Consider the following 11,992-nt stretch of genomic DNA (forward strand, 5'->3'; position numbering starts at 1 on the left):
CTCGCATGGTGGATCGGCCGTGGCCGCGCGACCCGTTCTCGCGATCCGGGACGACCGGCGGAGTCGTTGACCCGGGCCCGACGGGTTCCTACTCTCCGCAGTCCGCCCACCGTCAGGAGACCAGCCGTGCCCTCGATCCGCTCGCTCGCGTTCCTCACGCCGGGCAACTTCGCCGACGACGACCCCTACGACGGTCTCGAGTCGACGCTCGCACTCTTCGCGTACGGCGAGCAGCTGGGCTACCGGGGCGCCTGGATCCGGCAGCGCCACCTCGAGCACGGCGTCTCGTCGGCGGCCACCTTCCTCGCCGCCGCCACGCAGCGGACCACCACGATCGAGCTGGGCACCGCCGTGATCCCGATCGGGTACGAGAGCCCGTTCCGCCTGGGCGAGGACCTCGCGACCGTCGACGTGCTGTCCCGCGGCCGCCTGCAGGCCGGCTTCAGCGCCGGGACGCCGCCGCACGCCGAGCTGCTGGCCGAGAAGGTGTTCGACGGCGACTGGCGCGACGTCGACTTCTCCCACGCCCGCATCGAGCGGCTGGCCGACGGCCTGCGCGGCACGTACCTGGGCGACGAGGACACCCGCATCCACTCGCCCGGCAACGTGCAGCGCCCCCGTCTGCAGCCGCACAGCCCGGGCCTGGTGGACCGGCTCTGGTACGGCGCCGCGTCGCGACGCTCCTCGGTCTGGGCCGGCGAGCGCGGGCTGCACCTGCTGACCGGGAACATCGTCGCGGGCGAGGACACGGACGACTTCGTCACCGCCCAGCGCGCCAACCTCGCCGCGTTCCGCGCCGCCTGGTCGGGCGCGCACACCCCGCGCGTGGCCCTCGGCCGCGTGATCGTCCCCACCGACGGCGCGGACCGGGCCACCCGCGAGCGCTACCGCGAGTACGCCCGCAGCCGGCACGAGCGCACGCTCGCGCCCGCCGGCCCGCGTCGCACGCTCTTCGCCCCCGATCTCGTGGGCCCGAGCGACGAGATCGTGGAGCGGCTCGCTGCGGACGCCGCCGTGGCCGAGGTGGACGAGCTGCGGCTCGAGCTGCCGTATGAGTTCACGGCCGCCGACTACGAGCAGATCCTGCACGACACCGTGAACCTGGTGGCGCCGCGCCTGGGGTGGACCTCGGCGGTCCCGTCGACCGTGCCCGCCTAGCCCACCTGCTCCAGCGGTCGCGGGGCCTCGACCGGGCGGGCCGCCGGCGCCGTGGCGTGCAGCCACGGCGTCGCGGCCAGCCCGGCGGCGAGGACCAGCAGGACGGTGCAGAACAGCAGCGCGACGACGAACGACCGGGGCGTGAGCACCGCGTCGGCACCCCGGAAGAGCAGGCCCGACGCGACCGCGACGCAGAACGTGGCCGACAGGCGCTGGGTCAGCTGCAGGAACGACGCCGCCACGCCGTGGAAGCCGGCGGGTGCGAACCCGAGCGTCACGGCGCGCAGCGGCGGCTCGAGCAGCCCGCTCGCGAAGCCGAGGACGACCTCGAGGGCCGCGACCGCGGCGACGAACGCCCCGCCGTGCACCCCGCCCCCGGCCACCGCGGCGAGGGCGACGATGCCGGCGGCCTGCACCAGCAGCGAGAGGGGGATCGCACGGGTGCCGCGCCGGCTGAAGACGCGGGCGGCCAGCGAGGACGCGACGACCCTGCTCAGCGCCGAGGGCACGAGGACGAGCGCGACCGCGAGGCTGGGCAGGCCGGTGCCCTGGATCAGGTAGAGCGTCAGCACGGTGCCGTGCGCCAGCACCGACCCGAACCACAGCAGCGCGACCCCGTTGCCCGCGAGGAACCCGGGCTGGCGGACCAGGGCCGGCGCGAACAGCGGGACCTTCCCCCGGCGCGCGTACCGCCGCTCCCAGACCGTTAGCACGACCACGATCGCCGGCACGGCGACGGCCACCGCCACCAGCGCGACCGAGTGGGCACCGGGGTCGATGACGGGCAGCGTGACCAGGACCGCCAGGGCGCCGAGCAGCACGACGCCKGGCACGTCGAGGTCGAGCCGGCGCGGACCCCGGGGCGCGGCGGGCACGTACCGCAGCGCGAGCACGAGCGTGGCGACCGCGAACGGGATGTTGAGCAGCAGAACTCCCCGCCATGCCCACTCGGACGGCAGGAGCGTGAGGATCGTCGCCGCCGCCAGCGGCCCGACCAGCGCCGCAGCGGCACCCGCGCTGGTGTAGGCCGCGAGCGCCCGCACGCGCCGGGGGCCGGCGAAGAGGTCCTGGATGATCCCGAGCACCTGCGCACTGATCAGGCCGGCGCCGAACCCCTGGATCACGCGCCCGGCGACGACCCACCACACGTCGCCCGCACCGGCCGCGGTGAACCCGCCCAGCACGAAGACGACCAGGCCGGCGACGAAGAGCCAGCGGCGCCCGTAGGCGTCCCCGAGCCGCCCGCCGGGGACGAGCCCGAGGCCGAACGTCAGGGAGTACGACGCGAGCAGCCACTGGACCTGCGCGGTGCTGGCCCCGAGCGCCGCGGTCATGCTCGGCACGGCGAAGCTCAGCACCACGGAGTCGAGGAGCGTCGCGAAGCCCGCGCCGAGGCAGCAGACGAGCGCGAGCCGGGTCTGGCGTTCGGTCACCAGGCACCACGGACGATCTGCGGCACCCACGCGCTCGCCCGGTCAGCCACCGCGAGCTGGTGGGCCGCGCGCAGCCCGAACTGCGGGTCCCGCAGGGCCGCGCGCCCGACAAACACGACGTCCGCGGCGCCGGAGGCGACGATCTGGTCGGCCTGCCGGGCGTCGGTGATGAGCCCGACCACGCCCACCGCGGCGGCGCTCGCCGCCCGGACGTGGGCGCCGTCGGGGACCAGGTAGCCGGGCGCGTGCGGCACGTGCGCCGGCAGCAGCCCAGCGGTGGAGACGTCGACGAGGTCAACCCCGGCGCCCGCGAGGAGTCCGGCGAACCCGGCGACGTCGGCGACGCGCAGGCCGTCGGGCAGCCAGTCGGACGACGAGACCCGCACCAGGAGCGGGTGGTCGCCGATCTCCCGCCGCACCCGCTCGACCACCTCGAGCGGGAACGCGGCGCGCGCCTGCGCCGACCCGCCGTACCGGTCGGTGCGGGTGTTGGTGAGCGGCGACAGGAAGCTGTGCAGCAGGAAGCCGTGCGCGGCCTGCAGCTCGACGACGTCGAACCCGGCCTCGACGGCGAGGCGCGCGCTGCGCGCGAAGTCGTCGGCGATCCGCCGCAGGTCCGCAGGCGTCGCCTCGCGCGGCGCCGCGAAGCCGGGGTGCGGCTCGGCCGTGACGGACAGCGCCGGCCAGGTCGGGGCGGGCGGGTCCGCGCTCCACGGCACCGGGATCGAGGCCTTGCGTCCCGCGTGCGACAGCTGGATGCCGATCGGCGAGCCCACGTCGTGCGCGAAGTCCACGATCCGCGCCCACGCGTCGCGCTGGGCGACGTCCCACAGCCCGGTGTCGGCGGTGGTGATGCGGGCGTCCGCCGACACGGCCGTGGCCTCGGCCATGACCAGCCCATACCCGCCGCGCGCCAGGCCGCCGAGATGGACCACGTGCCAGTCCTGCGGGATCCCGTCACGCGCCGAGTACTGGCACATCGGCGAGACCCAGAGCCGGTTGCGGAACTCGACCCCCCGCAGCGTGAGCGGCTCGAAGAGCGCGCTCACCGGGCGGGCTCGAGGAGGGCCCGCTCGGGCACCCGCCGGCCGACCGACTCCGGCAGACCCAGGTTCTCGCGCAGCGTCGTCCCGGCGTACGCCGCGGGGTAGACGCCGCGGTCCTGCAGGGCCGGCACGAGCAGGTCGACCACGTCGTCCAGGCCGTCGGGGAACGCGTTGGGCGCGACGTTCAGCCCGTCGAACGCGTCGGACCGGACCAGGTGGGCGAGGCGGTCGGCCACCGTGCCGGGCGACCCGACGAACCGCGGACCGTCCGTGAGGTGGTGCACCAGCTGGCGGACGGTGAACCCGCGCTCCGCGGCCAGCTCGCGCCACTGCTGCGCCTTGCGCACGGGGTCGTCGGCACTGTTCACCACGCCGTTGGCGACCGTCTGCTCCGGCACCGACGGGCCGATCGCCGGCAGGTCGCCGTCGACGTCGAGCTCGTCGGCCAGGTCGCGGCCCCACACGGCCTCGACCGCCTGCCGGATGCGCCGGTCGCTCAGCAGGTAGTCGCGGTAGTGCCGCGCCTTGTCCTGCGCCTCGGCGTCCGTCTCGGCGACGACCAGGAACGCCCCGGGGAACACCTTGACGTCGTCTCCCGGTCGACCGTGCTCGCGCGCGCGTCGTCGCAGGTCGGCCGTGAACGCGACGCCGTCGTGCTCCTCGACGCGGTGCGTGAACACGCCCTCGGCGCGACGGGCCGCGAAGTCGCGGCCCTCGTCCGAGTCGCCGGCCTGGAAGTAGACCGTCTGGCCCTGCGGGCTGCGCGGCACCGAGGGGACCGCCGTGAGGTCGTGGAACCGTCCGCCGCGGACCACCGGCGACGCGGCCGCGGCGTCGGCCCACGACGGGCCGGCGGCGTCCGGAGCGATCGCGTCCGCCTCGAAGCCGTCCCAGATCGCCTGCACCGCGGCGACGTACTCCTCGGCGTTGGCGTAGCGGTCCCGCGCGTCCAGGTAGCCGCCGCGGCGGAAGTTCTCCCCCGTCCACGCGTTGTGCGTGGTGACGATGTTCCAACCCGCCCGGCCGCCGCTGAGCAGGTCGACCGTGGCCAGCCGCCGCGCGAGCTCGACGGGATCCGAGTAGGTCGTGTTGAGGGTGGCGACGAAGCCGATGTGGCTGGTGCGCGCCGACAGGTAGGAGAACAGCGTCAGCGCGTCGGGTCGGCCCGTGATGGCGATGTCGTTCAGCTGCCCGAGGTGCTCGCGCAGCCGCAGGCTCTCGCCCAGGAACACGGCGCTGAACAGGCCGCGCTCCGCGGTGCGCACGAGCGTGGCGTACTGCTCGAACTCGTAGAAGTCCTGCGGTCGCGGGGTCCGGTTCCACTCGTAGACCGGGCCGAACGGCTGGAACAGGTTGAGGTGGATGCGGGCGTCGGGCCGGACGTACTCGCTCACGCGGCGTCGCCTTCCTGCTGGGAGCGGGCACGCCGCTCGGTGAACCGGTTGGCGGCCGCCGGCAGGCCGAGCACGTCGCGCAGGGCGCCACCCTGCGGGAACGTCCACGGCGTGAGGACGTCGGTCAGGACCGGCAGGTCGACGTCGAGCACGGCGGGGTCGAACCGCACCGCGTCGACGTGGCCCTCGAGGTCGCGCAGGACCGCGCGCAGGTCGTCGGGGCTGCCGACGACGCGCAGCGCGTCGGTGCGCGCCCATGGCGTCCAGGCGTCCAGGGCGGCGAGCCGCTGGCCTGCCGGGTGGTCGGCGTCGAGCAGCACCTCGACGTCGACCAGCACGCGCACCGCACCCGCGGCCCGCGCGGCATCGGCACAGCGCACGGCATCCGCGACGTCGGTGCCGCCGATGCACACCACGTCGGCCGCGGCACCGTGCCCGAGGACCGGCAGGTGGCCCTGCGGCGGTCGCGGCGTGATGGACGGTCCCTTGATCGAGAAGTGCTCGCCGCGGTAGTCGGCGTAGTGCCACCGGTCGAGGTCGAGGAACCGGCCCGTCTGCTCGTCGGCGAGGAAGACCCCGTCCTCCCAGGTGTCCCACAGCGTGCGGACGGCGTCGACCACGTCGCGCACCTCACCGGCGTCGGCGGTCGTGGTCACGGCCACCGCCCACCCGGCGCGACCCTGCGCGGCCCAGTCGAGGCTCGCGAGGCGGTTGGCCAGGTGGAACGGCTCGGCGCCCACGACCGCGGTCTCGACGACGAGGCCGAGTCGCGAGGTGACCGCGGCGAGGTAGGCCGCGGTCTCCACCGGGTCGAGCCGGCCCTGCACGTTCGGGTAGCCGTCCCCGGGCCGGGCCGCCGCGAGGGTCGCGAACGAGAACCCGGCATCCTCGACCGCGACCGCGACCCGTGCGAGCCGGGCAGGCGCGAGCAGCTCGGCCGGGGCGTGGTGCGCGGCCCGCCACGCGGCCGGGTGCGCGCCGTCCCCGTCGAGCTCGATGCCCACCGCGACCGGCAGGGCGGCCGTCATGCCGTGGCGCCCAGCTCGCGGTCGCGCTTGGCCACCTCGTCCTTCACGATCGGGATGACGTACCGCCCGAAGTCGATGGCGTCGTCGAGCAGGTCGTAGCCCCGCGCGGAGATGATCCGCACCCCCAGGTCGTAGTACGCCAGGAGCGCCTGCGCGACGGTCTCGGGCGTGCCCACCAGGGCGTTCGAGTTGCCCGCGCCGCCGGTCGCCTTGGCCGTCGCGGTCCACAGCGCGGTGTCGAACCGCTCGCCCTGCTCCGCGATCTCGAGGAGCCGCTGCGACCCCGCGTTCTCCGGTGCACCGGCCGGACGCCAGCGGGCCAGTGCCTCCCCCGCCGCCGCCTTGCGCGCCTCGATGCGGTCGAGGACGCGGTGCGCCTTCTCCCAGGCCAGCTCCTCGGTGGGCGCGATGATCGGCCGGAACGCCGCGTGGATGCGCGGCGGCGTGGTCCGACCGGCCGCCGCGGCCTCGGCGTGGATCCGTGCGATCTGCTCGGCGGTGCTGGCCAGGGGCTCGCCCCAGACCGCGAAGATGTCGGCCTCGGCCGCGCCCACGCGGTAGGCGGCCTCGGAGGACCCGCCGAACGAGATCGTCGGGCTGCGCCCCTCGAACGGCTTGGCGTCCAGGACGAAGTCGTCGAAGTCGTAGAACTCGCCGTGGTGGTCGAACGGCTCCGCGCTGGTCCACGCCTGCTTGACGATCTGGATGTACTCGCGGGTGCGTGCGTACCGCTGGTCCTTGGTCAGCCGGTCGCCCTCGCGCGCCTGCTCGTGGTCGCTGCCGCCGGTGATGAAGTGGACCGACAGGCGCCCCTGGGACACCTGGTCCAGCGTCGCGAACGTCTTGGCCGCGAACGTGGGGTACGAGACGTTCGGGCGGTGCGCGAGCAGGAGCTCGATGGTGTCGAGCCGCCCCGCCAGGTAGCCCGCCAGCGCGGAGGGCTCCAGGCCGCTCGAGCCGTAGGCGAACAGCACGCGCGTCCAGCCGTTGTCCTGGTGCGCGCGGACGATGCGCTCCAGGTAGCCGAGGTCGACCGGTCGGGTGGTGGGGGCGGTGGTCTCGGAGGCGTCGCTGGTGGTCGCGATGCCGAGGAACTCGACGGGCATGGTGGGCCTTCCGCTCGGTGATGACGCGGAAGGTAGGAAGTGCTCGGACCAGCGTCAATGGTTGCCCGGGACTGCTCACCATCCGGACCGATCGGGCGCGTGCCGTCCCGGTCGACCAGCCCTAAGGTCGCTACGACCGCAGCCGTCGACGGGAGGGGCTCCGTGCACAACGTCGAGCTCTTCGTGCTGGTCACGGGCGCCGTCGCGGTCACCGCCCTGTGCCGCCGACGCGGCTGGCCCGCTCCGCTCGTCCTGGTCGCGGTGGCGATCGTCGTGTCGTTCGTGCCCGGGGTGCCGCGGTACGAGATCGAGCCGGAGATCCTGCTCCAGTTCGTCCTTCCGCCGCTCTTGTACTCGGCGGCCCTGTCCAGCTCGTACCGCGACTTCCGGTCGTCGCTGAACTCGATCACCCGCCTCGGCGTCGGCCTCGTGCTGGTCAGCGCGACCGCCGTCGCCCTTGCGTTCTGGTGGTTCGAGCCGCCCGTCCCGCTGACGGCGGCCCTCGTGCTCGGCGCGGTGGTCGCGCCGCCCGACGCGGTGGCCGCCGCCGCCGTCGGCAAGCGCCTGGGCCTGCCGCGCCGCGTGATGACGCTGCTGTCCGGCGAGAGCCTGATCAACGACGCGACGTCGCTCACCCTGTACAAGGTGGCGCTCGCGGGCGTGGCCACGGGCGCGCTGGCCTTCGCCGACGGGCTGGGGATCTTCGCGCTCGCCGTCAGCGCCGGGGTGGCGATCGGCCTGGTCATCGCCTGGGTGGTGCACATGGTCCGGCTCCGCCTCGACGACCCGGTCGTCGCCTCCGCGATCGGGCTGCTGACCCCGTTCGCGGCGTACTGGCTGGCGGAGGAGCTGCGGGGCTCCGGAGTGCTCGCCGTGGTCGCCGCCGGGCTCTACCTAGGTCACACGTCGCCGCGGGCGGGCTACGCGACCCGGCTGTACGAGGAGCCGATCTGGTCCACCGTCGACCTCGTGCTGGAGTCGTTCACGTTCGCGCTCATCGGCATGCAGCTGCCGTGGGTGGTGCGCGACGTCATCGCGTCCGACCAGGGCCTTCGGCACGGCATCGCGGTATCGCTGGCGATCCTGCTGGTCGCCATCCTGATCCGGCCGATCTACATCTTCCTCACCGCACGGTTCGACCACGTGCGCCTGCGCGGCAGCCATCGACCGGCCAAGGACTCGCTGTCCGCCCGCGAGTCGGCCGTCGTGTCATGGGCCGGCATGCGCGGGGTGGTCACGCTCGCCGCGGCGGCGGCGATCCCGATCACCAGCAACGGCGCGCCCTTCCCCGAGCGGGCGACCATCCAGCTCGCGGCCTACACCGTGGCCATCGGGACGCTGCTCATCCAGGGCCTCTCGCTGCCGTGGGTCATCACGAGGCTCGGGGTCGGGTCCGCCGACGAGACCGCGCAGGACGCCGCACAGGAGGCCGCCGTCCGGGTGGCCACCGCCGACGCCGTGCACGACGTGCTCGAGCGCCAGCGCGCGGACTGGAGCAGGAACCTCGGCCCGGAGCGCGCGGGCGAGCTGATCGACCGGCTCTCGGCCGTCTGGCGTGCCCGCGCGACMGCGGCGGCGGTGATGCTCGACCCCTCCTCCGCCGACGAGCTGGTGCCCGACGGCGAGCCCGCACCCGAGCTGACCGGCGTCTCGGGTGCGATCCGCGAGGTCAGCCCGGCGCGGGTGCCGACGCCCGAGGAGGGCCTGCGCACCCAGCGGCTCCGGCGCGAGATCGTGGCCGCGCAGCGCGAGGTGCTCATGGAGCGGCGAGACGCGGGCGAGCTCGACGAGACGGTCATGCGCCGGATGATGCGCGAGCTCGACCTGGAGGACGAGAGCCTGTCGTCGTCGTGGATCGAGCGCGTGCGCCGGTCATGAGAGGACGTTCGGCCCACCAACGGACACTCCCGGCTGCGTAACGTCGAGAACGTCGAACCGGAAGGTCCGACACCGCCTCGACAGGGAGAAGAACGGTGACCGTCACGGATCACGCCACGTCCCGCAGCACCAAGAAGAGCACCACCCCCGCCCCCCAGGAGACCGACCCGGCCCCCGCGATCGACCAGCTGGTGGCGCAGGGCGCCAAGGCCCTGGCCGAGTACGCGCGCTTCACGCAGGAGGACGTCGACCACCTGGTGAAGAAGGCGTCCGTCGCCGCCCTGGACAAGCACGGTGAGCTCGCGCTCCTCGCGGTGAACGAGACCGGCCGAGGCGTCTTCGAGGACAAGGCCGTGAAGAACATCTTCGCGTGCGAGCACGTCACCAACTCGATGGCGAACCTCAAGAGCGTCGGGGTGATCTCCCGCGACGAGCTCACGGGCATCACCGAGATCGCCGAGCCCGTGGGCGTCATCTGCGGCGTCACCCCGGTGACCAACCCGACGTCGACCACGATCTTCAAGTCGCTCATCGCGCTCAAGACCCGCAACCCGATCGTGTTCGCGTTCCACCCCAGCGCACAGGCGTCGTCCGTCGCCGCTGCGCGCGTCGTGCGTGACGCCGCGGTCGCCGCAGGCGCCCCCGAGCACTGCATCCAGTGGGTCGAGCAGCCGTCGATCGCCGCGACCACGGCGCTGATGAACCACCCCGGCATCGCGCTCATCCTGGCCACGGGCGGCAACGCCATGGTCCGGGCCGCGTACTCGTGCGGGAAGCCGGCGCTGGGCGTCGGCGCGGGCAACGTGCCCGCCTACATCGAGAAGTCCGCCAAGCTGCAGCGCGCGGTCAACGACGTGGTGCTGTCCAAGGCGTTCGACAACGGCATGGTCTGCGCGTCCGAGCAGGCCGTGATCCTCGACGACGCGATCTACGACGCCGCGATGGCCGAGTTCGCCGTGCTGCACGCGTACCGCGCGAACCCCCGCGAGAAGGCGCTCCTGGAGAGCTTCATCTTCGGCGTGGACGCCGAAGGCTCGAACTGCGCGTCCGCGAAGCTCAACGCGTCCGTCGTCGGGCAGAGCCCGCAGTGGATCGCGGCGCAGGCGGGCTTCACGGTCCCCGAGGACACCTCGATCATCCTGGTCGAGGTCAGCGGTGTCGGCCCGCAGGAGCCCCTGACGCGCGAGAAGCTCGCGCCGGTGCTCGCGGTGCTGCGCGCGGACTCGACCGAGCACGGCATCCGGCTGGCCGAGCAGATGGTCGAGTTCGACGGCCTGGGCCACTCTGCCGCCATCCACACGCAGGACGACGCGTTGACCGACGAGTACGGCAGCCGGGTCAAGGCCGTCCGGATCATCGCCAACGCGCCCTCGTCGCTGGGCGGCATCGGCGACATCTACAACGCGTTCATCCCCTCGCTGACGCTCGGCTGCGGCTCGTACGGCCACAACTCCGTGTCCAACAACGTCTCGGCGGTGAACCTCGTGAACGTCAAGCGGATCGGCCGACGCAACAACAACCTGCAGTGGTTCAAGGTGCCGGCCAAGACGTACTTCGAGCCGAACGCGATCCGCTACCTCGCGGACATGCCGGACGTCGAGCGCGTCACCATCGTCACCGACGCGACCATGACCACGCTCGGCTTCGTCGACAAGATCATCGACGTGCTCAACCGCCGGTCCTCCAAGGTCGCGCTGCAGATCATCGACCAGGTGGAGCCCGAGCCGTCCGTCAAGACGGTGCAGGCCGGGGCCGCGCAGATGCGCCACTTCCGCCCCGACACGATCATCGCGCTGGGCGGTGGCTCGCCCATGGACGCCGCCAAGGTCATGTGGCTGCTCTACGAGCACCCGGAGATCAACTTCTCCGACCTCAAGCAGAAGTTCTTCGACGTCCGCAAGCGCGCCTTCAAGTTCCCCGTGCTGGGCGAGCTCGCGCAGCTGGTGTGCATCCCGACCACCTCGGGCACCGGCGCCGAGGTGACGCCGTTCGCCGTGATCAGCGACCCGGAGGCCGGCAAGAAGTACCCGCTGGCCGACTACGCGCTGACCCCGTCGGTCGCGATCATCGACCCGGTCCTCACGTCCAAGATGCCGGCCTCGCTGGCGGCGGACTCGGGCTTCGACGCCCTCACGCACGCCACCGAGGCGTACGTCAGCGTCTACGCGAACGACTTCACCGACGGCATGGCGCTGCACGCGGTGCGGCTCATCTTCGACAACCTCGCGACGTCGGTGAACGGCGACCCGAGCGACCCTGCGACGCAGGACGCGCGGGCGACCATGCACAACGCCGGGACGATCGCCGGCATGGCCTTCGGCAACTCGTTCCTCGGCATCGTGCACGCGATGGCGCACGTCGTCGGCTCCACGTACCACCTGGTGCACGGCCGGACCAACGCGACGCTGCTCCCCCACGTGATCCGCTACAACGGCACGGTGCCGACGAAGCTGACCAGCTGGCCCAAGTACGAGCACTACGTCGCCCCCGAGCGGTTCCAGCAGCTCGCCGCGGCGCTCGGGCTGCCGGCGTCGACCCCCGCCGAGGGCGTCGAGTCGTACGCCCTGGCCGTGGAGTCGCTGCGGGCCAAGGTKGGCATCCCGTCCTCGTTCCAGGCCCAGGGTGTCGACGAGCAGGAGTTCATCGCGCGGCTCGACGAAGTCGCGATGGGCGCCTACGAGGACCAGTGCGCACCCGCGAACCCGCGGATGCCGATGATCGACGACATGAAGGACCTCATGACTGCGGCGTACTACGGCACGTCCCTGGGAGACGTCCGAGCCCGCCGCAGCGAGCAGGCCGCGACCACCAGGGTCCCCTCCCCCGCGTCGTAGCCGCTCGCCCCGACGCCCCGCCCGCGCACGCGTGGGCGGGGCGTCGGCCTGTGCTCCGTGGGCGTGTCGCGGTGCCGACGGGCAGACTGAGGGACCCGGACCCTGCCCATCAGAC

General features: G+C 73.3%; 8 protein-coding genes. 3 read left to right on the plus strand and 5 right to left on the minus strand.

Annotated features, from left to right (window positions below; all coding sequences use genetic code 11):
• Positions 1 to 126 precede the first annotated feature (126 nt).
• Positions 127 to 1,158, plus strand: a complete 1,032-nt coding sequence (locus AC1DYZ_RS10350) for an LLM class flavin-dependent oxidoreductase (protein WP_477065113.1) — start codon at positions 127 to 129, stop codon at positions 1,156 to 1,158.
• Here AC1DYZ_RS10350 and AC1DYZ_RS10355 read toward each other — a convergent pair.
• The 5 genes from AC1DYZ_RS10355 to AC1DYZ_RS10375 are packed head-to-tail and all read right to left on the minus strand — an operon-like array spanning position 1,155 to position 7,165.
• Positions 1,155 to 2,591, minus strand: a complete 1,437-nt coding sequence (locus AC1DYZ_RS10355; protein WP_477065114.1) for an MFS transporter — start codon at positions 2,589 to 2,591, stop codon at positions 1,155 to 1,157. The two genes, AC1DYZ_RS10350 and AC1DYZ_RS10355, sit on opposite strands and share 4 nt — an antisense overlap.
• The gene (locus AC1DYZ_RS10360; RefSeq protein ID WP_477065115.1) at positions 2,588 to 3,640 is read right to left on the minus strand and encodes an oxidoreductase; all 1,053 of its coding nucleotides are present in this window, start codon (positions 3,638 to 3,640) and stop codon (positions 2,588 to 2,590) included. Before AC1DYZ_RS10360 ends, AC1DYZ_RS10355 begins: the two co-directional genes overlap by 4 nt.
• Positions 3,637 to 5,031 carry an NtaA/DmoA family FMN-dependent monooxygenase gene (locus AC1DYZ_RS10365; protein WP_477065116.1) on the minus strand — a complete coding sequence of 465 codons (1,395 nt, stop codon included), beginning with the start codon at positions 5,029 to 5,031 and terminating at the stop codon, positions 3,637 to 3,639. The genes AC1DYZ_RS10360 and AC1DYZ_RS10365 overlap by 4 nt, the downstream gene beginning before the upstream one ends.
• On the minus strand, positions 5,028 to 6,059 hold the full coding sequence (locus AC1DYZ_RS10370) for an LLM class flavin-dependent oxidoreductase (protein WP_477065117.1): 1,032 nt from the start codon (positions 6,057 to 6,059) through the stop codon (positions 5,028 to 5,030). Before AC1DYZ_RS10370 ends, AC1DYZ_RS10365 begins: the two co-directional genes overlap by 4 nt.
• Positions 6,056 to 7,165, minus strand: a complete 1,110-nt coding sequence (locus AC1DYZ_RS10375; RefSeq protein ID WP_456823311.1) for an LLM class flavin-dependent oxidoreductase — start codon at positions 7,163 to 7,165, stop codon at positions 6,056 to 6,058. Before AC1DYZ_RS10375 ends, AC1DYZ_RS10370 begins: the two co-directional genes overlap by 4 nt.
• 162 nt (positions 7,166 to 7,327) lie before the next feature.
• On the opposite strand from AC1DYZ_RS10375, the gene AC1DYZ_RS10380 reads away from it, so the two are divergent.
• Together AC1DYZ_RS10380 and adhE are read left to right on the plus strand one after the other, a co-directional pair.
• Entirely contained in the window at positions 7,328 to 9,043 is a 1,716-nt protein-coding gene (locus AC1DYZ_RS10380; protein ID WP_477065118.1) for a cation:proton antiporter, read from the plus strand.
• 95 nt (positions 9,044 to 9,138) lie between these two features.
• Positions 9,139 to 11,877 carry a bifunctional acetaldehyde-CoA/alcohol dehydrogenase gene (gene adhE / locus AC1DYZ_RS10385; protein WP_477065119.1) on the plus strand — a complete coding sequence of 913 codons (2,739 nt, stop codon included), beginning with the start codon at positions 9,139 to 9,141 and terminating at the stop codon, positions 11,875 to 11,877.
• The last annotated feature ends 115 nt before the right edge of the window (positions 11,878 to 11,992 follow it).

The organism is Cellulomonas sp. P1_C4 (assembly GCF_056406355.1).

What these genes read in the sequence shown, in the direction of transcription:
- AC1DYZ_RS10370 (WP_477065117.1), bottom strand. Translation starts at nt 6,059, where the DNA reads ATGACGGCCGCCCTGCCGGTCGCGGTGGGCATCGAGCTCGACGGGGAC.
- AC1DYZ_RS10375 (WP_456823311.1), bottom strand. Translation starts at nt 7,165, where the DNA reads ATGCCCGTCGAGTTCCTCGGCATCGCGACCACCAGCGACGCCTCCGAG.